19 protein-coding genes, 2 tRNA genes and 1 riboswitch are annotated in these 22257 nt (G+C 71.2%); of the genes, 13 read left to right on the top strand and 8 right to left on the bottom strand.

What is annotated here, in order from left to right; translation table 11 throughout:
• Positions 1-56 precede the first annotated feature (56 nt).
• The 8 genes from OHB00_RS24395 to OHB00_RS24360 all read left to right on the top strand — a co-directional run bounded on the left by OHB00_RS24395 (position 57) and on the right by OHB00_RS24360 (position 9472).
• The gene (locus OHB00_RS24395) at positions 57-2216 is read left to right on the top strand and encodes a DEAD/DEAH box helicase (RefSeq protein ID WP_406437565.1); all 2160 of its coding nucleotides are present in this window, start codon (positions 57-59) and stop codon (positions 2214-2216) included.
• 140 nt (positions 2217-2356) lie between these two features.
• A complete protein-coding gene (locus OHB00_RS24390; protein WP_406437564.1) occupies positions 2357-4477 on the top strand; it encodes an FG-GAP repeat domain-containing protein in 2121 nt (706 codons plus the stop codon).
• Between the two features lie 82 nt (positions 4478-4559).
• Positions 4560-6089, top strand: a complete 1530-nt coding sequence (locus OHB00_RS24385; protein WP_406437562.1) for an amino acid permease — start codon at positions 4560-4562, stop codon at positions 6087-6089.
• 109 nt (positions 6090-6198) lie between these two features.
• Positions 6199-6271: transfer RNA gene (locus OHB00_RS24380), tRNA-Lys, on the top strand.
• 318 nt (positions 6272-6589) lie between these two features.
• Positions 6590-7603: an STAS domain-containing protein gene (locus tag OHB00_RS24375; protein ID WP_406437560.1), complete on the top strand. Its 1014-nt coding sequence runs from the start codon at positions 6590-6592 to the stop codon at positions 7601-7603.
• Positions 7604-7708: 105 nt separating this feature from the next.
• Positions 7709-7837, top strand: coding sequence for a hypothetical protein (locus OHB00_RS24370; RefSeq protein WP_406437558.1), 129 nt, complete (start codon positions 7709-7711; stop codon positions 7835-7837).
• A gap of 28 nt (positions 7838-7865) precedes the next feature.
• Positions 7866-8198, top strand: a complete 333-nt coding sequence (locus OHB00_RS24365) for a DUF5994 family protein (protein WP_406437556.1) — start codon at positions 7866-7868, stop codon at positions 8196-8198.
• An 80-nt stretch (positions 8199-8278) separates the two neighbouring features.
• The gene (locus OHB00_RS24360; RefSeq protein ID WP_406437554.1) at positions 8279-9472 is read left to right on the top strand and encodes a PP2C family protein-serine/threonine phosphatase; all 1194 of its coding nucleotides are present in this window, start codon (positions 8279-8281) and stop codon (positions 9470-9472) included.
• Between the two features lie 41 nt (positions 9473-9513).
• Here OHB00_RS24360 and OHB00_RS24355 read toward each other — a convergent pair whose 3' ends face one another.
• Positions 9514-9996 (bottom strand): DUF5994 family protein, encoded by a 483-nt coding sequence (locus OHB00_RS24355; protein WP_406437552.1) that lies wholly within the window; start codon positions 9994-9996, stop codon positions 9514-9516.
• Between the two features lie 243 nt (positions 9997-10239).
• On the opposite strand from OHB00_RS24355, the gene OHB00_RS24350 reads away from it, so the two are divergent.
• Positions 10240-10524 (top strand): hypothetical protein, encoded by a 285-nt coding sequence (locus OHB00_RS24350; RefSeq protein ID WP_406437550.1) that lies wholly within the window; start codon positions 10240-10242, stop codon positions 10522-10524.
• A gap of 221 nt (positions 10525-10745) precedes the next feature.
• On the opposite strand, the gene OHB00_RS24345 is transcribed toward OHB00_RS24350, so the two are convergent.
• The 3 genes from OHB00_RS24345 to OHB00_RS24335 form a co-directional block, all read right to left on the bottom strand.
• A complete protein-coding gene (locus OHB00_RS24345; RefSeq protein ID WP_406437548.1) occupies positions 10746-11333 on the bottom strand; it encodes an O-methyltransferase in 588 nt (195 codons plus the stop codon).
• An 89-nt stretch (positions 11334-11422) separates the two neighbouring features.
• Positions 11423-12064 carry a GTP cyclohydrolase II gene (gene ribA / locus OHB00_RS24340; RefSeq protein ID WP_406437546.1) on the bottom strand — a complete coding sequence of 214 codons (642 nt, stop codon included), beginning with the start codon at positions 12062-12064 and terminating at the stop codon, positions 11423-11425.
• Positions 12065-12242: 178 nt separating this feature from the next.
• Positions 12243-12764 carry a MarR family winged helix-turn-helix transcriptional regulator gene (locus tag OHB00_RS24335; RefSeq protein ID WP_406437544.1) on the bottom strand — a complete coding sequence of 174 codons (522 nt, stop codon included), beginning with the start codon at positions 12762-12764 and terminating at the stop codon, positions 12243-12245.
• 66 nt (positions 12765-12830) lie between these two features.
• Here OHB00_RS24335 and OHB00_RS24330 point away from each other — a divergent pair, with 66 nt between their 5' ends.
• The 4 genes from OHB00_RS24330 to OHB00_RS24315 all read left to right on the top strand — a co-directional run bounded on the left by OHB00_RS24330 (position 12831) and on the right by OHB00_RS24315 (position 16741).
• A complete protein-coding gene (locus OHB00_RS24330; protein ID WP_406437542.1) occupies positions 12831-13952 on the top strand; it encodes a dihydrofolate reductase family protein in 1122 nt (373 codons plus the stop codon).
• A 177-nt stretch (positions 13953-14129) separates the two neighbouring features.
• Positions 14130-14203: transfer RNA gene (locus tag OHB00_RS24325), tRNA-Met, on the top strand.
• A 310-nt stretch (positions 14204-14513) separates the two neighbouring features.
• Positions 14514-14674: riboswitch (cyclic di-AMP (ydaO/yuaA leader) on the top strand.
• A 7-nt stretch (positions 14675-14681) separates the two neighbouring features.
• Positions 14682-15698 carry a M23 family metallopeptidase gene (locus OHB00_RS24320; RefSeq protein ID WP_406437540.1) on the top strand — a complete coding sequence of 339 codons (1017 nt, stop codon included), beginning with the start codon at positions 14682-14684 and terminating at the stop codon, positions 15696-15698.
• 80 nt (positions 15699-15778) lie between these two features.
• Entirely contained in the window at positions 15779-16741 is a 963-nt protein-coding gene (locus OHB00_RS24315) for an aldo/keto reductase (RefSeq protein WP_406437538.1), read from the top strand.
• Between the two features lie 350 nt (positions 16742-17091).
• Here OHB00_RS24315 and OHB00_RS24310 read toward each other — a convergent pair whose 3' ends face one another.
• From OHB00_RS24310 to OHB00_RS24295, 4 genes are all read right to left on the bottom strand, one after another.
• On the bottom strand, positions 17092-18408 hold the full coding sequence (locus OHB00_RS24310) for a PrsW family intramembrane metalloprotease (protein WP_406437536.1): 1317 nt from the start codon (positions 18406-18408) through the stop codon (positions 17092-17094).
• Positions 18409-18418: 10 nt separating this feature from the next.
• Positions 18419-19285 carry a tRNA (guanosine(46)-N7)-methyltransferase TrmB gene (trmB, locus tag OHB00_RS24305; protein WP_406437534.1) on the bottom strand — a complete coding sequence of 289 codons (867 nt, stop codon included), beginning with the start codon at positions 19283-19285 and terminating at the stop codon, positions 18419-18421.
• Positions 19286-19326: 41 nt separating this feature from the next.
• The gene (gene lhgO, locus OHB00_RS24300) at positions 19327-20547 is read right to left on the bottom strand and encodes an L-2-hydroxyglutarate oxidase (RefSeq protein WP_406437532.1); all 1221 of its coding nucleotides are present in this window, start codon (positions 20545-20547) and stop codon (positions 19327-19329) included.
• Positions 20548-20726: 179 nt separating this feature from the next.
• Positions 20727-22151, bottom strand: coding sequence for an MFS transporter (locus OHB00_RS24295; protein WP_351485478.1), 1425 nt, complete (start codon positions 22149-22151; stop codon positions 20727-20729).
• Between the last annotated feature and the right edge of the window lie 106 nt (positions 22152-22257).

The raw sequence follows: 22257 nt of genomic DNA, 5'->3' as shown, positions 1-22257 counted from the left end.
GAATCACGGAGTTGACGGGCGCGTGCCGAAGAGACTCCGGAAGGTTTCGCATTCGCATGTCCGTGTCCAGTAATGATCAGATCGTCGTGCCCGAGAACATCCAGGACGACGAGCTGGTGACCCAGGTCTCCGAAGAGGCCGCTGACACCACCGACACCACCCCCCAGACCACCTTCGCCGACCTCGGCCTCCCCGAGGGCGTCGTGCGCAAGCTCGCGCAGAACGGCGTGACGACCCCCTTCCCGATCCAGGCCGCGACCATCCCGGACGCCCTGGTCGGCAAGGACATCCTCGGGCGGGGCCGCACCGGCTCCGGCAAGACCCTCTCCTTCGGTCTGCCGACCCTGGCGCGTCTCGCCGGCGGCCGCACCGAGAAGCACAAGCCGCGCGCCGTCATCCTCACCCCGACCCGTGAGCTCGCGATGCAGGTCGCGGACGCGCTGCAGCCGTACGGCGACGTCGTCGGCCTGAAGATGAAGGTCGTCTGCGGCGGCACGTCGATGGGCAACCAGATCTACGCCCTGGAGCGCGGCGTCGACATCCTCGTCGCCACCCCGGGCCGACTGCGCGACATCATCAACCGTGGTGCCTGCTCCCTGGAGAACGTCGAGGTCGCCGTCCTCGACGAGGCCGACCAGATGTCCGACCTGGGCTTCCTGCCCGAGGTCACCGAGCTGCTCGACCAGGTCCCGGCCGGCGGCCAGCGCATGCTGTTCTCGGCCACGATGGAGAACGAGATCTCCACGCTGGTCAAGCGCTACCTGGTCGACCCGGTCTCGCACGAGGTCGACAGCGCCCAGGGCAACGTCACGACCATGTCCCACCACATCCTGATCGTGAAGCCCAAGGACAAGGCGCCGGTCACCGCCGCGATCGCCTCCCGCAAGGGCCGCACCATCATCTTCGTCCGCACCCAGCTGGGCGCGGACCGTATCGCGGAGCAGCTGCGCGACGCCGGTGTGAAGGCCGACGCGCTGCACGGCGGCATGACCCAGGGCGCCCGGACCCGGACGCTGGCCGACTTCAAGGACGGCTACGTCAACGCGCTCGTCGCCACCGACGTCGCCGCCCGCGGTATCCACGTCGACGGCATCGACCTCGTCCTGAACGTGGACCCGGCCGGTGACCACAAGGACTACCTGCACCGCGCGGGCCGTACCGCCCGCGCCGGCCGCACCGGCACCGTCGTCTCCCTCTCCCTCCCGCACCAGCGCCGCCAGATCTTCCGGCTGATGGAGGACGCGGGCGTCGACGCCGGGCGTCACATCATCAACTCCGGTACGGCCTTCGAGCCCGAGGTCGCCGAGATCACCGGCGCCCGTTCGATGACCGAGGTCCAGTCCGAGTCCGCGGCCAACGCGGCGCAGCAGGCCGACCGCGAGGTCGCCCAGCTCACCAAGCAGCTGGAGCGGGCGCAGCGCAGGGCCGCCGAGCTGCGCGAGGAGGCCGACCGCCTGGTCGCCCGGGTCGCCCGCGAGCGCGGTGAGGACCCGGAGACGGCGGTGGCCGAGGCGCAGGCCCAGGCGGCGGAGGCCGCGGTGGTCGAGGAGACCGTCGTGGCGGCTGAGCCGGCGGCCCCGGCGGCGCGGGAGACCGAGCGCCGGGACAGCAGGGAGCGCGGCTTCGAGAAGCGCTCCTTCGACCGGGACCGGGACCGCGGCGAGCGCCCGTTCAACCGCGACCGTGATCGCGACCGTGGCTTCGAGCGTCGCGACGACCGTGGTGGCCGCCCCTTCGAGCGCCGGGAAAACCGCGAGCGCGGTTTCGAACGCCGTGACGACCGTCGCCCCTTCGACCGTGACCGCGACCGCACCGACCGTCCCTTCAACCGCGATCGCCGTGACGACCGTCGTGACGAGCGCCGTGACGACCGTGGTGGCTTCCGCCGTGACGAGCGCCGTGACGACCGAGGCGGCCGTTCCTTCGAGCGCCGCGACGAGCGCCGTCCGTTCGACCGTGACCGTGACGACCGAGGCGGCCGTTCCTTCGAGCGCCGTGACGATCGCGGTGGCTTCCGCCGCGACGACCGTCCGTCCGGCCACCGGGGCAGCGACCGCCCGTTCAACCGCGACCGCCGCGACGACCGCCCGGGCTTCCGCAGCGCCGGTCACAGCGGTCACGAGCGCCCCTACGGCCGTCGTGACGACCACCGTGGCTCGTCCTCCGGCTCCGTCGGCCGCCGCGACGACAAGCCGCGCTGGAAGCGCAACGGCTGACACCGAGTGAGCTGAGCAAGGGCCCGTACGACGACCTGTCGTACGGGCCCTTCGGCGTTGTGTTCACGGGCAATTCACTGTTGATGTCTGTGTGCCGCTTGTTAGCATCCTTTGACTTTTTGACTTCCTGGGGGGTTTCTTTGAGCCGGCATGCCCGGATCACGCTCGCTCTTGTCGCACTGGCCGCCCTCGGTGCCGGTTCGCTGACCACCGCGGGCACGGCCGCCGCGGACGCCACCCCGACGCCGATCACCACGGACGGCGTCTACGGCATCGACTACGCGGGCGGCTTCCTGACCACCGTGGAGAACACTCCGAGCGGCGACCAGTGGGTGATCGGCCGGCAGATCTCGGCCGACGGCTCCACGGTGCTGGGGAAGACGGACCGGGGATTCGCCGGCACGTTCGCGGTCGGCAGCCATGTCCAGCGGGTGCCGTGCGACGCGGGTGCGCAGGGCTGTGTGCCGATGCGCACCTTCGGCAACACCTACGTCGGCGACTTCATGGACGACGGCACGGGCAGGCAGACGGCCCAGATCTACCTGACCGACGACGAGATGGACGGCGGGCCCGAGCCCACCGTCACCGGCGGCCGTTTCGTCGACGCCACCGGCCGCTACTACGTCTACCAGGCCACCTCCACCGGCAAGCAGTACGTCGACGCGGTGAACCCGTACCGCTACGAGGACGTCCGGCTGACCCGGTCCATCACCGCCGCCTCCGTGTGGGGTGCGACGCTGTGGACGCCGGGCACCGGCAACGGCGTCGTCACCGGATACGGCCTGGAGGCGAAGAAGACGGTCGCGACCGTCTCCACCGGCGCGCCCTGCACGGTCAAGGAACTCCAGGTCGTCGGCCGCTGGATCTACTGGAACTGCGGCCCGACGGGCGCCGCGGGCGTGTACGACCGGACGGCGAAGAAGAACATCGAGGTGCCCTCCGGCCCGGCGCTCGTGGGCGACGGCTACCTCGTCCGGCACGACCGGACCGCGGGCGAGCTCATGCTGACGGACTTCCACACCGGGACCGCGGCCGCGGCCCGCGCGATCGCCGACCTGCCCGCCGGGCACACCGCCGACCAGCGGCGGCTGACCTGGTCCGTGGACAAGTTCGGCGGGGACATCGCGTACGCCGGCCCGGACAACGTGATCCGGATCGTGCCGAGCGGCGTGCCGACGCAGTCCCTGACGGGGATCGAGTCGGACGTGGACGACTCGGACGAGGACGCCCGGGGCGCCACGGGCAACACCACCTGGAACAGCCTCTGGCAGCTCAGCAAGCCCGCGAACTGGACCTTCACCGTGAAGGACGCGCACGGTCACGCCGACCGCACCATCAAGGGCAGCGGTACGTCGGTCGACGTCGACTGGGACGGCACGAACAACACGGGCGGCTACCCGCTCAACGGGCCGAAGACCTGGACGCTGACCGCCACCGCCGTCGAGGGCCCGGGGACGTACACGACGAGCGGGAAGTTCGGGTACACCGGCGGCACGCAGGGCTTCCACGACCAGAGCGGGTACAGCTACGGCGACCTGGCCACGCTCAGTTCCTCCGGCGGCCTGACGCTGCACTCCACCACGGGCGACGGCAGGTTCAGCGGCACGTGGACGGCCTCCGGCTGGTCGGCCGGCACGACCGCCGTGCCCTTCGGGGACATGACCGGCGACCGGTGCGCCGAGATGCTGGTGCGGATGCCGAACGGGGAGCTGCGCCGGTACACCGGCAAGTGCGGCGGCTCGTACAAGCCGTCCGACAAGCACATCTCCCTCGGCACCGGCTGGAGCGCGTACAACGTCCTCACCGCCCCCGGCGACCTCACCGGCGACGGCCGTACCGACCTGCTGGCCCGCAAGGCCTCCACCGGGGACGTGTACCTGTTCGCCGACAACGGCAGCGGCAAGCTGAAGGCCGGGGTCAAGATCCGCGCGTGGTCGGCGTACACGAAGATCGTCGGCGCCGGGGACCTGAACGGCGACGGTTTCGGGGACGTGCTGGCGGTCGACAAGTCCGGAACCCTGTGGCGCTACGACGGCACCGGGGCGGGCCAGGTGAAGGAGCGGGTGAAGGTCGCCGCGCACTGGAACGCCTCGTACAACGCGGTCGTGGGCGTCGGCGACATCACCGGGGACGGCAGGAACGACCTGGTCATGCGGGACACCGCGGGCAACCTGTACCGGCAGACCGGCACCGGCAAGGGGACGTTCGCGGCGCGCGTGAAGATCGCGACGGGCTGGCAGGGCTACAAGGCGCTCTTCTAAAGCCTGTTTCAGGCCCGTTCCAGCCGGTTTTCGGCCACGCTGTGACGCATGTCATGCCCCCGGCGAGGGAATCGCTGGGGGCATGACAGAAGATGCGACAGCCAAGTCGCCCTCCGGCGCACTCTCCGACGAGGAGCGTCTCGCCCAGCTCGGCTACACCCAGGTCCTGGCCCGCCGTATGTCGGCCTTCTCGAACTACGCGGTCTCCTTCACGATCATCTCGGTCCTCTCCGGCTGTCTGACCCTCTACCTCTTCGGCATGATCACCGGCGGCCCGGCCGTGATCACCTGGGGCTGGGTGGCGGTAGGCCTGATGACCCTCTTCGTGGGCCTGTCCATGGCCGAGATCTGTTCCGCCTATCCCACCTCCGCAGGCCTCTACTTCTGGGCCCACCGGCTGGCCCCGCCGCGCAGCGCGGCCGCCTGGGCGTGGTTCACGGGCTGGTTCAACGTGCTGGGCCAGGTGGCGGTGACGGCGGGCATCGACTTCGGCGCCGCGTCCTTCCTGGGGGCGTACCTGAACCTCCAGTTCGACTTCACCGTCACCCCCGGCCGCACGATCCTGCTCTTCGCGGGGATTCTCGCGCTGCACGGCCTCCTCAACACCTTCGGCGTCCGGATCGTCGCGATCCTGAACAGCGTCAGCGTGTGGTGGCACGTGCTCGGCGTCCTGGTGATCGTCGGCGCGCTGACCTTCGTCCCCGACCACCACCAGTCGGCGTCCTTCGTCTTCACCAAGTTCGTGAACGAGACCGGCTGGAGCAGCGGCCCGTACGTCGTCCTCCTCGGTCTTCTGATGGCCCAGTACACCTTCACCGGGTACGACGCCTCGGCGCACATGACCGAGGAGACCCACGACGCCTCGACGGCGGGCCCGAAGGGCATCGTCCGCTCCATCTGGACGTCCTGGATAGCCGGCTTCGTCCTCCTCCTCGGCTTCACCTTCGCCATCCAGTCCTATGGTGACGAGCTGAAGTCCCCGACCGGCGCGCCCCCCGCCCAGATCCTCCTGGACGCGCTCGGCGCCACCACCGGCAAGCTCCTCCTCCTCGTCGTGATCGGCGCCCAGCTCTTCTGCGGGATGGCGTCGGTGACGGCCAACAGCCGCATGATCTACGCCTTCTCCCGTGACGGCGCGCTGCCGTTCTCCCGCGTCTGGCACACGGTCAGCCCCCGCACCCGCACCCCTGTGGCCGCGGTCTGGCTGGCGGCCCTCGCCGCCCTCGCGCTGGGCCTTCCCTACCTGATCAACTACACCGCCTACGCCGCCGTGACGTCGATCGCGGTGATCGGCCTGTACGTGGCCTACGTCATCCCGACGCTGCTGCGGGTACGGAAGGGCGACGCGTTCGAGAGGGGTCCCTGGCACCTGGGCCGCTGGTCGCTGGTCATCGGCGTGATCTCGGTGACGTGGGTCGTGGTCATCACCATCCTCTTCATGCTCCCGCAGGTCTCCCCGGTCACCTGGAAGTCCTTCAACTACGCCCCGGTCGCCGTCCTCGCCGTCCTCGGCTTCGCCGCGATCTGGTGGCAGGTCTCGGCCCGCCACTGGTTCCTCAACCCGGACCGGGCGGCACGCCCCGAGGACACCGGCAAACTGGTCGATCTCTGACCCACCGGACCACTTCCGTCCCACTTCCGCCACGCGACGCGGCCACGACCCCGATACCCGATCGGCGAGACGCCTCCGTCCGGCTATGCTCGGGGAGGCAACATCGCCTGGGCCGTTAGCTCAATTGGCAGAGCAGTGGACTTTTAATCCATTGGTTGTGGGTTCGAGTCCCACACGGCCTACCGGATGTGTCCGGGGGAGACGACCCCTGACCTGCTGTGCAGCGCCTGAGCCGACTTCGGTCGGGTCGGGCGCTGCTTCGTTCCCGGGCCCGTGCGTGGGCGATGCGTGAGCGGATGTGCCTTCGGTCGGTGGAACGTGCTTGGGCCTGGGATCGGTGGTTACCCCGTAGGTATGGGGTCAGGCAGAGCGCCCCACGGGCGGCCCGTCTGCCGTGGACGTGTCCATGGACCGGTTCGGCAGGCGGTGTGCTCGGTCAGCGAGCCGAATCCCGGGCCGCCCGGGTGGACGACGCGGAGACGGGTCGGCAACATGCCGCCGTGAACGGCAACTCCACGACGGTGGCCAGTCGTTGCGTCTTCCTGCCAAGAGGCGAGGTGAGGGTCGTGCAGCGGCTGGACATCCACCGGCGTGACCGGGGGGAGCGGGCCCTCGTCACGCTCGCCGGCGCGATCGGTCCGGCCACGGCTCCGCTGCTGCGGGCCGCGCTGGAGCAGTGCCTGCGCGACGGCATGACCGCCATCGACGTCGATCTCGCCACCGTCGGATCCTGTGACGCCAAGGGCCTGGACGTCTTCCTGACGGCATCGGACCGCGCCGACCGGGTGCACTCCTGCTTGCGGCTGAGCCATCCGTGCGCGCAGATCGCCCGGCTCCTCGCCGTCACCGACTCCGCCTCTCTGCTCAGCGACCCGCCGAGCGCGTCTCCGCCGGCCGACGAGCGGCACGGGGAGGGCGACCACACCGGTGGACCAGCCCTCAAGGACGGGATCCGTCTCCGCCGCCTCTCCCGTGAGCAGGCGGAGGGGTTGAGCGAGGACATCGCAGACCTGGCCGTGGAGCCCGCTGCGGGTCTGTCCGCGCATGCGGACCGACAGCGGGACGCCTTCTTGGACCGGCTTGCCGTCAGTGCCCGACGGCCCGGCTTCGCGCTGCTGGTTGCCGAGACGACGGTGCTGGTGGGGTGCGCGTTCGGATTCCCGGTGGGCCCTGGCACCCGCTCCGAGCGCGGTTTGCAGGGGAGTGTCCAACGGCTCACCGGATGTGCCCGGTTCATGCTCCTCACCCAGGTCGTGGCACATCACCACGCCCAGTACCGCGACATCGGCCACCGTCTGCAACAGCGTCTGCTGGCCGACCGGCACGTCGCCCTCGGAGCCGTCCTGCTCCGTCCGGCGGACCAGGCCGGGCAGGCCGCCTTCGAGTCCTGGGGCTGGCGGAACTGCGGGGAGATGGTGGGGCTGCCCGGTCGGGGCGCGCCCTGCCTACTGGTGTTGTATGGGGAGAACGGCCCGGTACTGGCGCCTCGGGTCGGCAGCCCAGGCCGGGCGTAGCCTGGGCCGTACCGAGAGCATCTCGGGCGCACGCTCCGAGCGGCGCCGTTCCCGGCGAGTGACGAACGAGGGCAGCGGCGTGGCTGCCCGGGACCGGACCGCGCGATGGACTCCGTCACACCGCCCACCAGAGATTCGCCGACGGACGACGACGCGCACACGATGCCGCTGCCCCGTCTGAGCCTCACGCCGGAGGCCGGTCACGGTCCACTGGACGTGGCGGCCACGCTGTGACGCCCTGCCCCTGGAGCTGCCCGCGCTCGTGGGTTCGCCGGACCCCGGCCCCGGCACGGTCACCCGCGACACGGTGGGCGCTGCGGACTGGCCTGACGCCCCGCAGACGGTGCCGGCGCCCGACCACGTGATCGACGTCGTCCTGGGCGACGACACCGACGAGGCGCATGCCATCACCCTGGAGTGCGGCACCGTCGGGTGCTGGGAACGGCTGGTCGTCCCACCCGAGGAACCCGCCGGAACAGCAGGTCGGCTGGTGACGGCCGCCGCCGGTCCCTGGAACACGCCGTCGGCCGGGCGCGTCCCAGCCCAGGTCGAGGGCGGTGCCGGCCAGGAGAGCGCCGGGGAGTGGAACGGCTGATGATGGAGTGATGGGACGGGCAGCTTCCTTCGCCGGCCACCTCCGCCGCCCGGGTTCGAGTGGATCCGTCCGGTGAGGGCATGACGGCCGAGCCGCGCACGGACCGCTCCGAGAGCTTCGGGGAAGCACTGCTGGGGGCGGTTCTCGATCGCGCGCACGAACTGCCGCCCCACCTCATCGGCCCGCTGGTCGCCGACGTGGTGGAGCGGCTGGGGGGCCGCTGCCCGCAGGTCCTGTTGCAGGACTACGGCCAACTGCGGCTCGTACCCCTACCCGGCGAGGGCCTCGTGGACGGAGAGCCGCCGGTGATCGACGACTCCGCCGCGGGCCGCTGTTTTCTCGACGGGGTGTCCGTGGAGCTGCCTGGGGAAGACGGCGTACGGATTTACTTGCCGCTGCTGGACGGCGGCGACCAGGTCGGTGTCCTGGCCGTGACGCTGAACCGTGCCGATGACGACGTGCGTCGCATCCTGCGTCGGCTCTCCGGTCTGGTGGCCGACCTGCTGGTGACCAAGCACGGATACTCCGACCTGTTCTTCCGCACCCGGCGCGGTCAACCGATGAGCGTGGCCGCCGAGATCCAGTGGTCCCTGCTGCCGCCCCTGGCCATGATCATGCCGCGCGTGGCCCTGGCCGGGGTCCTGGAGCCCGCGTACGACGTGGCGGGGGACAGCTTCGACTACGCGCTGAACGGCGACGTCCTCCACCTGGCCATGATCGACGCGATGGGGCACGGCCTCGACGCGGCCACCATGGCCACCGTGGCCATCGGCGCCTACCGCCACGCCCGCCGTCTCGGCACCGGCCTGACGGAGATCTACGCCTTCATGGACGAGGCCGTGGCGAAGCAGTTCGGCACGGAGCACTTCGTCACCGCGCAGATGATGCGGCTGGACACGACGACGGGCCACCTGCAGTGGGTCAACGCCGGCCACCCGGCGCCGATACTCGTCCGCGACCACCGTGTCACGGGCCGGCTTGTCGCGCCGACGACGCTGCCGGTCGGCCTGGGCGGTGCGGAGCCGGAGATCAGTGCGCTGGGGCTGGAGCGGGGAGACCGCGTCCTGTGCTTCACCGACGGGCTGATCGAGGAGCACGCGGCGGGCGAGGAGCAGTTCGGGGAGGAGCAGTTGATCGACTGGGTGAACAGGCTGGAGGGGGCCGGCCGTGGGGTCCGGGCGGTGGCGCGCTCCCTGTCGCACACACTCATGCGGGCGCGGGGCGGCCGGACCACAGACGACGCCACACTGCTCCTGGTGGAGTGGCGCGGCTGACCGCGCCGTCGCGCTCTGCGGCCGCCGGGTGGGACGACCCGTCAGCCCGACGGCGTATGCCCGCCTCCTGTGTCGATGAGGATCTGCTCCGCCGAGCTGACGTTGCCGGCCAGGGCAGCCTGGGCCATCGCCGTACGAGCTTCCTCGGGTGTGGCCTCCGGCGGGACGACCAGCAGCGAGAAGTGGTCCCTGGCGCCCCGGGTGATCAGGACGGTGTCATCACCCACCGGGAAGGAGTCCACGTGCACTACACGGTCGTTCACGACGATCCGCGTGGGGAGCCCCTCCCAGGCCGCGGCATCCAGCCCGACCCGGCTCACCGGGCCGAGGTGCTCGGTCAGAGCGCTCAGCAGGGCGGGCAACTCGGCCCCGATGTCACGCGACCGCGGCCACCAGGCACCGTCGAGGACACCTTCGCGAGATGCCATCGTCTCCATCCGGAGCAGTGCGCTGCCCGGCCTCACCGCATGGTGTACACCGCTCGGCAGATGCCGGGAACCACGGGATGTGTCGGACTCGGTCATGAGGACCATCCGTTCGGGATCCGGCGCGAACACAGGATGCGCCTCGCTCCTGAACCACGCTACTCCCCATCACCGCGAGCACCGGCGTCGCCGGGACCGCCGGGACGTCCCCACACAGCGAGAGGAAAGCCGCATGAGGTGCTGCGCAGAGGGGCACCCGGACGGCGGAGACTGTGAGCGAGCCGCAGGGTCGGCTGCTGGTCCGGATCAGCAGCCTCGGTGACCAGCCTGAGAGCGCCAGCCATGACGACACTCCGTGAACGCAAGACCCACCGCAAGGCCATCCTCCGGCAACTCTACGGAGCCATGGAGCGCAACCGGCCTGAGGTCAGCGGGGCGGCACTCCGCGAGGAGCTCCGGCTGCCCGACGACGACCTGTCCGCAGCCTGCGCCTACCTGGCCGACGAGGGCCTGATCACCGTCGAATGGACGTCGCACAAGACGCCCGCCACCGCCTCACTGTCCCATGACGGCATCCGGTACATGGAAGAGGAAGAGGAGTGGGGTGCCCCCAGGCCGAGCGAGTGACCCGGCCTCCACGCTCCGCTGCCGTTCGGGCCGGGACTTCGATCCCCGTGTGACCAACGCGCGGGTGAGTCGGTGGCCTGCGGATCGAACGCCGCGGGGGCGGAGGGCTCGGCGGCTGCCGGACGGGACCGGGGGATCGGCGCCGTCCGTCTTCGGCTCCGACGCGTAGGGGTCCCAGCCGTCCACCACGGCTCCGTCCACCTGCGCGGCCGGGCCGGGGTTCAGCGCACCCGGATCCCGGTCAGTACGCCGTCGCCCACCTCGTGCAGGGCGACGGCGAACTCCCCCTCCCCGACGCGCAGTTCATGGAAGGCGGCCACCTGGTCCCGGTGACTCACCGCGTTGTCGACGGCCAGGACGCCGTACGGCGTCAGGACGCGCCGCAGCTGCGACCAGTAGTCCGTGTACGCCGGGCGCTCGGCGTCGAGCACGACCAGGTCGACGGACGCGTCAGGGGTCTTGGCCAGGGTTTCGGCCCCGTCGCCGTGGACGACGTCGGCGTACTCGCCTACGCCCGCCCGCTCCAGGTTGGCCAGCGCCGCGGCGACCCGGTCCGCGTCGGTCTCCACGGTCGTCAGCCGGCCGCCGGTGTCGCGGGCGGCGTCGGCGAACCAGATCGCCGAGTAGCCGTTGGACGTGCCGATCTCCAGGAAGGACGTGGCGCGCCGGGCCCGGATCAGCGTCGAGATCAGCCGGGCCGCGTCCGGGGTCATGTTGCGCAGCCTCAGCAGCCGGTCGGCCAGCGGGCCGTCGTGCGCCCGCCCCTCCTGGTAGAGGTCGTCGAGGACACGCGCCAGCTGGTCGTCCACCAGGGCTCCCTTCGTCGTCGGTGTGCCCGTTGTTGCCAGCACGTCCGGCGGGGAGCCGTACATCGGAACAAGGGGCCGGCGAAGAGGGCTCAGCCCGCGTTGAGTTCCGTCAACTCGGCCAGCGGCAGCGTGTGCTGGGTGTGCAGGACCTTGGCGCGCAGGTAGCGGACGTTGTGGGCGGTGCTGAAGACGCCGGTCGGGACGCGGTCGCGGACGGTGACGCCGAGGCCGCGCAACTGCTCCGCCTTGTCGGGGTTGTTGGAGAGCAGGTCGAGGTCGGTGATGCCGAGGGCGGCCAGCATCTGGGCGGCGGCGGTGTAGTCGCGGGCGTCCTCGGGCAGGCCGAGGGCGGCGTTCGCCTCGTAGGTGTCGAGGCCCTGGTCCTGGAGGGCGTAGGCGTCGAGCTTGTTGTAGAGGCCGATGCCCCGGCCCTCCTGGCGCAGGTAGAGCAGGACGCCGCCGCGGTCGGCGATGCGCTCGACGGCCTCGCGCAGCTGGGGTCCGCAGTCGCAGCGGGCCGAGCCGAAGACGTCGCCGGTCAGGCACTCGGAGTGCAGGCGCACCAGCGGAAGGGCGCCGGGGGCGGGCTCGCCCAGGACCACGGCGACATGCTCCTGGCCGTCGGTCAGGCCATGGAAGGTGACGAGCTCGGCGTTGACGCTGTAGCCGTCGTCGAAGCGCAGCGGGACCCGGACGCGGGCGCGCTGGGTGGCGGCGGGGAAGTCGGTCATCGGGTTCTCCAGTGTCCGGGTGCAGGACGGCAGTCCCGGTACGGGACGTCGCGGGCGTCTGCTTCAGATTTGAAGCAGACCCACGGACGGAACCCTACTCCATGTTTTAAATTTGAAGCAACAGGTTTCTGTGGGGTTTCAGAAGTCCGGCTTCACGATCGGCGACGGAAGCCGGGGCTCAGGAGCCGGAACAGGGGGACGACCGGCGCCGCCACGGCACCTCGTCCGGCGTCGGCCTGGGAGTCTCGGCGCCCTCCAGCGCCCGCGCGATCGCCGAACTGATCGTCTCCAACTGCTCCACCTGCTCGTCGGAGAGCTGGTCGAAGACCGCCGCCCGCACGGTCTCCACATGGCCGGGCGCCGTGCGCTCCAGCACCGCCATGCCCTCGTCGGTCAGGATCGCGAAGCTGCTCCGCTTGTCCCACTGGCAGTCCTCGCGCCGGATCAGCCCGTCCTTCTCCAGTCGCGTCACGGCGTACGTCAGCCGGCTCCGGGTGATCTTCGACTTCTCGGCGAGATCGGTCATACGCAGCTTGCGCTCCGGCTCCTCGGAGAGGTTGGCGAGGATGCCGTAGTACAGGTGCGGCATGCCGGCGTCCTGCTGGAGCTGCCGGTCGATCGCGTCCTCCAGGAGGTTCGTCGCCGCCATGAACGCGCGCCACGCGCGCTGCTCCTCCGGAGTGAGCCAGCGAGTCTTCATGCACCCAGTGTAGGTTTGTTTCAAACTTTAACCAAGCCTGCCCGTCCCCGGGAGTGAGCGCGTCCGATGCCGTACCCCTACGTCCTGCTCTCCGCCGCCGTCTCCCTCGACGGCTACCTCGACGACACCGGCCCCGACCGGCTGCTGCTCTCCTCGCCGGCCGACTTCGACCGCGTCGACGAGGTGCGGGCGTCCGTCGACGCGATCCTGATCGGCGCCGGCACCATCCGAGCGGACAACCCGCGGCTCCTGGTGAACGACCCGGAGCGGCGCGCGGCCCGGGTCGCGGCGGGAAAGCCGGAGTACCCCCTCAAGGTCACCGTCACCGCGACCGGTGAGCTCGACCCGGCGGCCAGGTTCTGGCACACGGGCGGCGCGAAGGTCGTCTACACGACGGACGAGGGCGCGGAGCGGGCCCAGGTCGCGGCGGACGTCGTGGCACTGGGCCCGGAGCTGGACTGGCGGCTCCTCCTGGAGCACCTGCACGACGTGCGGGGGGTACGGCGCCTGATGGTCGAGGGCGGTGGCACGGTCCACACCCAGCTCCTCCAGCAGGGCCTGGCCGACGAGCTCCAGCTGGTTCTGGCCCCCCTCTTCGTCGGCGATCCGAAGGCACCGCGGCTGTTCGGTCCGGGCGGGTACCAGGGTGGGCGGCTGCGGCTCCTGGAGACCCGCCGTATCGAGGACGTCGTCCTGACGCGGTACGCGCCCACGGCCCCCGGCACGGGCGGGTCGCCGTCCGCCGCCGACCGCCACTGGATGCGGCTCGCCTGCGAACTGGCGGCCGACTGCCCGCCGTCCCGGACCGCGTTCAGCGTGGGCGCGGTGGTGGTCGCGGCCGACGGCACGGAACTGGCCCGCGGCCACTCCCGGGAGGCCGGCGACCCCGTGGTCCACGCGGAGGAGGCGGCCCTCGCCAAGATCTCCCCGACCGACCCCCGGCTGCCTTCCGCCACGGTCTACACCAGCCTCGAACCCTGCACCCACCGCGCCTCCCGCCCGCACCCGTGCGCCGAGCTGATCCTGCGGGCCGGGGTACGGCGGGTGGTGACGGCGTGGCGCGAGCCGGACACGTTCGTGACGGCGGCCGACGGGACGGGGACGCTGCGGGAGGCGGGGGTGGAGGTGCTGGTCCTGGGGGAGTACGAGGCGCAGGCGAAGGCGCCCAACGGGCATCTTCTCGGCTGACAGGGGCGGCCGAGGAGGGGGCTGGGGTGGTTTCGCGGGTGCGGGTGCGGATGCGTGGGGGTTGCTCGCGCAGTTCCCCGCGCCCCTTCGGGGGCGCGTTGCTCCAGCGCCCCGGAACCTGCCGGTTTTAACCCGTGTGACTTCCACTCTTCGGATGGCGTATGCTGGTGTCAACGACGCGGGGTGGAGCAGCTCGGTAGCTCGCTGGGCTCATAACCCAGAGGTCGCAGGTTCAAATCCTGTCCCCGCTACTGAAACTCAGGGCCGGAATCCGATATCAGGATTCCGGCCCTGAGTCATATCCGGCTCCAGACGGCCGCAGTCACTTTGGGTGCCCGGACGGCCGCCCTCCGCATAACAACTGAGTCACCATCGAAACGCGTGTGACTCCTGAGTTGACCCGCGCACACCGTCGACTCGACCGCTTTTGATCGGTCGTGGCTGGTAAGTCCAAGCTTTAAAAGCTTAATGATCAAGGCGAACTGCTTGGAAACTGACAGCCGGGTCTATTAACGTTCGATAACGCAGCGCGGTCGTCCCAGCCGTCACCCGCGACGGCTCCGTGCGCACGCGCCGAATCCCGCAAGGGAACCGGGGAACCACCACCTTGGGGTGAATCGCGAGGCTACCGCCGGGTACAAAACGGTCGGTATACGCGCGTAGGAGACCTTCCCGCTCCGAACCCGTCAGCTAACCCGGTAGGCAGCGGAAGGAAAGGAGTGCGCCCGCGTGGCGTCCAACCCGCCTGCTCCGGCAGCCCCGTTCGTGCCCAGCCAGCGCCAGCCCGACACCTTCGGCTACGGCGGCCACCGCACCGACGAGGGCCCCTTCGAGGAGTGGAACCCCACCGAGGAGTCTCTCTCCGCGGCCCGCGGCCGGCACCGGGTCGCCAAACAGAAGGGCGGCGGGCTCGCCCGCAGCTCCACGGTTCTCGGCGTCGGCGTCATCGCCGCCGTCGGCGCGGGCGGCATGGCCAGCGCCAACACCGGCAAGCCGCCGGTCTCCATCTCCCTGCCCGACCTGCCCTCCTCCGTCAGCTCCCTGCTCGGCGAGGGCAGCGGTCACCAGGCCACCCAGACCGCGCTCAGCAGCGTCACCACGACGACCGCCACCGACGCGGACTCCTCCTCCTCGGACGCCGGTGAGGCGCTGCGCAGCCGGATCATCTCCCAGGCGGCGCAGCAGCAGAACCAGCTCGACACCAAGGCCAGCGCCAAGGCCGTCGCCGCCGCCGAGGCCAAGGCGGAGAAGGCGGCCGCCGCGAAGGCCGCCGACGCCAAGGAGAAGGCCGAGACCTCCGCGAAGCAGAAGGCCGAGCAGGCCCGCCTCGCCGAGCTGGCCAAGCAGTACACGCTGCCCGTCGTCTCGTACACGATCACCGGCACCTTCGGCCAGGCCGGCTCCATGTGGTCCTCCGGCTACCACACCGGCCTCGACTTCGCCGCGCCGACCGGCACGCTGATCAAGGCCGTGCACGGCGGCACGGTCACCGAGGCGGGCTGGGCCGGCTCCTACGGCTACCGCACGATCATCACCCTCGACGACGGCACCGAGCTGTGGTTCTGCCACCAGTCCTCGATCGGCGTGAAGGTCGGCCAGAAGGTCGCCACGGGAGATGTCATCGGCCGCGTCGGCGCCACCGGCAACGTCACGGGTCCCCACCTCCACCTGGAGGTCCACCCGAACGGCCAGGCCACCGCCATCGACCCGATGACCTGGCTGCGCGGCAAGGGCCTCAACCCCTGACCCGGACGGGCGGGGCGCCTTTACAAGAACTTCGTGTTGCGTCGGCATGGGGCGCCCGGCCCTGCGTGTTGAAGTGAGGCATGACTGCTTCTTCCGCTTCCCCTTCCCTCCGCAAGCTCGGCGCCTCCGACCTGGAGGTCTTCCCGCTCGCCCTCGGCGGTAACGTCTTCGGCTGGACCGCCGACGAGGCCACCTCCTTCGCCGTCCTCGACGCCTATGCCGCCGCGGGCGGCAACTTCGTCGACACCGCCGACTCGTACACGGCGTGGATCGAGGGCAACACGGGCGGCGAGTCCGAGACGATCATCGGCAAGTGGGTCAAGGCACGCGGCAACCGCGACGACGTCGTCATCGCGACGAAGGTCAGCCAGCACCCCGAGTACCCGGGCCTGTCCGCCGGCAACATCAAGGCCGCCGCCGACGCGTCCCTGCGCCGCCTGGGCACCGACCACATCGATCTGTACTACACGCACTTCGACAAGCCCGAGGTCCCGGTCGAGGAGATCATCGGCGCGCTGGACGAGCTGGTGCGGGCGGGCAAGGTCCGGCACATCGCCGCGTCCAACATCACGCCGGAGCGGCTCCAGGAGTCCCTGGACTTCTCCGACCGCGAGGGCCTCGCCCGGTACGTCGCCCTCCAGCCCCACTACAACCTGGTCTCCCGGGACACCTACGAGGGCCCCCTCCAGGACCTGGCCTCCCGCACCGGCCTCGCGGCCGTCCCCTACTTCTCCCTGGCCGCCGGTTTCCTCACCGGCAAGTACCGGCCCGGTACGACGGTCGACAGCGCGCGAGCGGGCCGAGCCGCCCAGTACGCCGAGTCGGACCGCGGGCAGAAGGTGCTGGCGGCCCTGGACGAGGTCGCCGCGGCCCACGAGGCCCCGGTCCCCACGGTCGCCCTGGCCTGGCTGGCGGCCCAGCCCACCATCGCGGCCCCGATCGCCTCCGCCCGCGCCCTCGAACAGCTCCCGCCCCTGCTGGCTGTGGCGGACCTGGACCTGACGAACGAGGACCTGACCAAACTGACGACGGCTTCCGCCTGACGGCTCCCGCCGGCCTGCCGGTTTTCGCCTGCTGGCTTCCGCCTGACGGCTCCGGCCGGCCTGCCGGTTTTCGCCTGCTGGCTTCCGCCTGACGGCTCCGGCCGGCCTGCCGGTTTTCGCCTGCTGGCTTCCGCCTGACGGCTCCCGCCTGCTGGCTTCCGCCTGTCGGTTTTCGCGTGCGGGCTCCGTCGGACTGGCGGCTGATATCCGGCGGCCCCCGGCTGACGGCTTTCGCGTGCCTTCGCCGGCTCGTTCTCCTTTTCCCGCCGCTCACAATTTTTTCCGCCGCCTCGGCGCTCAGCCACCACGGCGCATCCCGGCGGTGCCGGACCCTCCGCGACCTCGAAGCGCTAGCTCCGGTACGGGTTGTAGGACGGGTACGGCACCGCCGCCCCGGGCCACCCCGGCCCCGCCGCCCCGTAGGCGGGCGGCGCATGACCGGCGTACCCCGGCCACCCACCCGGCGCGGCCGTCCTGGCCGCGTACTCCAGGGCAGGCCGCACCAGCTCCCGCCGGCTCCACAGCTCCGTGAGGAGCTCCCGCTCGCGCACCACGAAGTCGGCCCCCGCCCGCCCCGCCTGCCCCCGGCGCCGCAGCAGCGCCAGCGTCGTCGCGTACCCCTCGTACTCGGCGACCGCCCTCCCCGCCGCCTTCCCGAAGTGGTACGCGGCGTACTCCCTGGCCATCTGCCGGGCCCGCATCGAGCCGAGGACGAACGGCTCGGCAGCCCCCAGCCACCCCGCGTAGACGTACGCAGGCAGCTCCTCCCGCACGGTCCGCAGCTCCCGCTGCCGCGTCCACACGGCCAGCCAGATCAGCAGCCCGAACGTCGGCACCATGAACATGCTGTACACGGCGAAGAACCCGTACTGCCCGAACGTCGACGACCCGTTCCAGAACGCGTGCATGCTCATCGCGAGCAGCAGCCCGGCGAGCGGCACCAGTACGCGCCGCGCCCGCTGCCGCTCCCCGGAGAACGCGGCGATGCCGAAGCCGATGCCGGTGAGGACGGTGAAGAGCGGGTGCGCGAAGGGGGACATCACGATGCGCACGAAGAAGGTCGCGGCGGTGACGGAGGCGATCCCGCTGTCACCGGTCAGCTGGTCGGTCCCGAAGGCCGTGCCGAGGTAGAGGATGTTCTCGGTGAACGCGAACCCGGTGGCGGTGACCCCGGCTATCACCACCCCGTCGACGATCCCGGTGAAGTCCCGCCGGCGGAAGAGGAAGACGAGGAGCACGGCTGCCGCCTTCGCCGACTCCTCCACGATCGGCGCTATCACGGTCGCCCCGAGCGTGTCCGCGCTGCTCGGATCCGCGGTCGCCGTCGCTATCCACTTCGTCGCGAAACTGTTGGCGACGATGGCTATCAGCGCGGCCGCGCAGGCGCCCCAGGCGAAGGCGAACAGCAGGTTCCGCCAGGGGCCGGGCTGCACCCGGTCGAGCCACCGGAACGCGCCCACGAGCAGCGGCACGGGCAGCACGGCGAGCCCGAGCCCGACGAGGAAGCCCTCCGTCCCCGTCTGCTCCCGCACCAGCGCGAGGATCACCAGGCCGGAGAGTGCCAGCAGCGTGCCCAGCGCCCCGTACCGCACCCAGCGCCGCTGCCACCAGCGGGGCGGACAGTGTGGCGGGTACGGCGGCGGGTACGGCGGCGGAAAGGTGGCCACGGCATCGACCCTAACGAGGTGACTCCTGACGGTGCTGCTCGCTCTGCGGCACCCGGTGCTGTACGCGGCGGAAGAGCAGATCGTTCACCACATGTCCCTTGTCCAGTCCCTGGCCCTCGAAACGGGTCAGCGGCCGGTGCGCCGGACGTGGCGCGAAACCGCCGTCGGCCTGCGTGTTCTCGAACTCCGGGTGGGCTTCGAGCACTTCGAGCATCTGCTCGGCGTACGGCTCCCAGTCCGTCGCGCAGTGCACGATCGCCCCGGGCCGCAGCCGGGTCGCGACGAGATCGAGGAACTCGGGCTGGATCAGCCGCCGTTTGTGGTGCCGCTTCTTGGGCCACGGGTCCGGGAAGTACACCCGCAGTCCGTCCAGCGAGTCCGGTGTCAGCATCTCCCGGAGCAGGATGATCGCGTCGCCGTTCCCCACCCGGATGTTGGACAGCCCGTTCTGGTCGGCGAGGTTCAGCAGGTTCCCCTGCCCGGGTGTGTGCACGTCGACGGCGAGGATGTTGACGCCCGGGTCCCCGGCGGCCATCTGCGCGGTCGCCTCGCCCATCCCGAACCCGATCTCCAGCACCACCGGGTCGCCGTTCCCGAACAGTTCGCCGAGGTCGATGACCCGCTGTCCGTCGATGTCCAGGCCCCACTTGGGCCACAGCCGCTGCAGCGCGTCGGCCTGCCCGGCGGTGACCCGGCTGCGGCGCGGCTGGAAGCTGCGGATCCGCCGCTCGAAGTGCGACCCGGCGGGATCGGCCCTGGGGCCGTCCGGGAACCGGGGCTCGCCCTTGGTCCGGGTGTGCCGGACGGGCACCCCGGGGGCGTGGTGGGGCCGCTCGTCGGGCTGGGGGGTTTCGGAGGCATTGAGGAACTCAGACACAGTGCGTCGATTTTACGGCCCCTGCGGGACGGCCGACGGGGTCACACCGCGTCCAGTATCGCCAGCGCCCGCCGTGCCACCTCCCGCCCGATCGGCAGCGAGGCCGTCGCCGCCGGCGAGGGCGCGTTCAGCACATGGACCGCTCGTGGCGCCTCCTTGATCAGGAAGTCGTCGACGAGCGTCCCGTCCCGCAGCACGGCCTGCGCCCGCACCCCCGCGGCCGCCCGCACGAGGTCCCCCTCCTCCGCGGCGGGCAGCAGCCGCCGTACGGCCGTCGTGAACGCCTTCTTCGACACCGACCGGCGCAGCTCCCCGCCCCCGTACCGCCAGTGCCGCCGCGCCAGCGCCCAGGCCCCCGGCCAGGCCAGTGTCCCGGCGACCTCCCACGGCCGCACGACGCCCCAGCCGTAGCCTTCCCGGGCCAGCGCCGGCACCGCGTTGGGCCCGATGTGCACGCCGCCGTCGATCCCGCGCGTGAGGTGCACCCCGAGGAACGGGAACGCCGGGTCCGGCACCGGGTACACCAGCCCCCGCACCAGCTCCGGTCGCGCCAGCTCGTAGTACTCGCCCCGGAACGGCACGATCCGCATCCCCGGCTCGTCCCCGGTCAGCCGTGCGACCTCGTCGCAGTACAGCCCCGCGCAGTTGACCAGCACGCGCGCGCGTACGACGTCACCGCGCGAGGTGAGCACGGCCACCCCCCGCTCCGGCCGCCGGTCCACGCGGACCACCCGCGCGCCGTACCGGATCTCGGCCCCCGAGGCCTGACCGAGCTGCCGGGCGACTCCGACGAAGTCGCACACCCCCGTCGTCCCGACGTGTATGGCGGCGAGGCCCTGCACCTCGGGCTCGTACTCCCCGATCTGCGCGGCCCCGAGCTCCCGCACCGGAATCCCGTTCTCCCGGCCGCGCTGCACGAGCCCGTGCAGCCGGGGCAGCTCCGACCGCTCGGTGGCGACGATCAGCTTGCCGGTGACCGCGTGCGCGATGCCGAACTCCGCACAGAACTTGACCATCTCGGCGGCACCACTGACGGCGTACCGCGCCTTCAGCGACCCCGGCCGGTAGTAGATCCCGCTGTGAATGACCCCGCTGTTCCGGCCCGTCTGGTGCCTGGCCGGCCCGGCCTCCTTCTCCAGCACGGTGACCCGGGTGCCGGGCGCGGTCCGGGTGATCGCATACGCGGTGGACAGCCCGACGATCCCCCCACCGACGACGAGCACATCACAGTCGTAAGCAACCCCGGCAGACACCTGCACCACCTTCCACGCTCGATAGTGCACTGCGCCACTGACATCGCTTTCAAACGCGGGTGCGTGCAGCGCGCCCCGAAGGGCCGCGGGGCTGTGTCCGATCTGCGGCTGCCGCCGCGTGGGCGCGACCAGCCCCACGCCCGCGCAGCCGCATGATCACATCGGCCCGGCAGTTGCCTGGGCGCCCCTCACGCCGGCGCCATCAGCAACGGCCGTGCCCGCTCCCGAAGCTCCACCACCCTCGGCTCGTCCCCGTACGGCTCCAGCCGATGCAGCAGATCCTTCACGTACTCCGTGGTCCGCGCCGAAGATATCCGCCCGGCCACCTCCACGGCCCGCACGCCCTGCTCGCAGGCCGCGTCCAGGTTGCCCGACTCCAGTTCCGCGACGGCCGAGACGACCAGCCGCAGCCCGTGCGACCGCACGAACTCCTCCGTCGGCTTGGAAAGAGCCTGCTCCGTGAAGCGCCGCACCTGCCGCGGGGCCTTCAGGTCCCGGTAGCACTCGGCCGCGTCCGCCGCGAACCGGTCGTAGCCGTAGAAACCGAGCCAGGAAGGGTCGTTGTCCCCCTCCCGCGCCCGCTCCAGCCACCCCTCCGCCGCCTTCAGCGCGGCCCCCGCGGCCTGGGCGTCACCGGCGCGCGCGTGTGCCCGAGCCTCGACCAGCCGGAAGAAGCTCATGGTGCGGGCGGTCGCCAGCCCCCGGTTCCGCTCCACGGCGGCCTGCGCGAGGTCGACGCCCTCGTCGCCGAATCCCCGGTACGTCGCCTGCAGGGACATCGATGCCAGGACGTAGCCGCCGAGCGGCACATCCGCCGCCGCGCGGGCGAGCCGCAGCGCCTGGATGTAGTACCGCTGCGCGGCCTCCTGCTGTCCGGTGTCGAAGGCCATCCACCCGGCCAGCCGGGTCAGTTCGGCACTCGCCCCGAACAGCGCCCGCCCGACCTCGTCGGAGTACGCGCCGAGCAGCAGCGGCGCCGCCTCCACGCGTAAACACTCCGGCACCATCGACGACCGCCAGTCGCCGCCGCCGTACTTGGAGTCCCAGCGCCTGGCGTCCTCGGCGGCCTCCCGCAGCTTCTGCACGTCGCTGTGGCCGACTTTGAGCGGTGCGCCCGAACCGTCCACGGTGTTCGCCTCGCGCGCCACCGAACTGTCGGCGGGAGTTATCAGCCAACGCGAGGCGGGCGTTGCGTATGCGCTTACTGCGAACGAACCGGCCAGAGACTGCCAGATGCCGCCGGAGCCGGCCCGGCGGCCGGCCAGGTCGAGGCGGTACAGCTCCGTCGCCGACCGCACCGCCTGCCCGACATCCCTGGGGAAGGCGAGGCCCACTTCGGGGGCGGGATCCGCGTCCGCCAGGCCGATCTCGTGGAGCGGCACCGGGCGGCCGAGCTTCTGGCCGATCGCGGCAGCGATGAGGTGCGGGGCGGCACCCTGCGGCACCATGCCCTTCGACACCCAGCGCGCCACCGACGTCTTGTCGTAGCGAAGAGTCAACCCGCGTTGAGCGCCAAGATCGTTGACGCGTCGCGCGAGTCCTGCGTTGCTGATTCCCGCGAGGGCGAGAACGGCGCCGAGTTTTTCGTTCGGCCCGCGTTGCTCCCTGGACATGCGCCACCCCTCGACACAGACGGCTGCCGCGCTGGCATAACCACGCGGCATTCGTAAACCCAGCGTAGTTCGCCGCATCCCAAGCGTTAAGGGGCATTGTTCCGGA

Origin of the sequence: Streptomyces sp. NBC_00631 (genome assembly GCF_045206895.1) — a bacterium.
Lineage (GTDB): Bacteria > Actinomycetota > Actinomycetes > Streptomycetales > Streptomycetaceae > Streptomyces.
The sequence above is the reverse complement of the archived record's forward strand: the minus strand, read 5'-3'. Positions and strand labels throughout refer to the sequence as shown.

Excerpts from the sequence above, each read along its gene's own strand:
- OHB00_RS24395 (WP_406437565.1), top strand. The coding sequence starts at position 57 with ATGTCCGTGTCCAGTAATGATCAGATCGTCGTGCCCGAGAACATCCAG.
- OHB00_RS24385 (WP_406437562.1), top strand. The coding sequence starts at position 4,560 with ATGACAGAAGATGCGACAGCCAAGTCGCCCTCCGGCGCACTCTCCGAC.
- OHB00_RS24370 (WP_406437558.1), top strand. The coding sequence starts at position 7,709 with ATGGACTCCGTCACACCGCCCACCAGAGATTCGCCGACGGACGACGAC.
- OHB00_RS24360 (WP_406437554.1), top strand. The coding sequence starts at position 8,279 with ATGACGGCCGAGCCGCGCACGGACCGCTCCGAGAGCTTCGGGGAAGCA.
- OHB00_RS24355 (WP_406437552.1), bottom strand. The coding sequence starts at position 9,996 with ATGACCGAGTCCGACACATCCCGTGGTTCCCGGCATCTGCCGAGCGGT.
- OHB00_RS24350 (WP_406437550.1), top strand. The coding sequence starts at position 10,240 with ATGACGACACTCCGTGAACGCAAGACCCACCGCAAGGCCATCCTCCGG.
- ribA (WP_406437546.1), bottom strand. The coding sequence starts at position 12,064 with ATGACCGACTTCCCCGCCGCCACCCAGCGCGCCCGCGTCCGGGTCCCG.
- OHB00_RS24335 (WP_406437544.1), bottom strand. The coding sequence starts at position 12,764 with ATGAAGACTCGCTGGCTCACTCCGGAGGAGCAGCGCGCGTGGCGCGCG.
- OHB00_RS24330 (WP_406437542.1), top strand. The coding sequence starts at position 12,831 with ATGCCGTACCCCTACGTCCTGCTCTCCGCCGCCGTCTCCCTCGACGGC.
- OHB00_RS24315 (WP_406437538.1), top strand. The coding sequence starts at position 15,779 with ATGACTGCTTCTTCCGCTTCCCCTTCCCTCCGCAAGCTCGGCGCCTCC.
- OHB00_RS24295 (WP_351485478.1), bottom strand. The coding sequence starts at position 22,151 with ATGTCCAGGGAGCAACGCGGGCCGAACGAAAAACTCGGCGCCGTTCTC.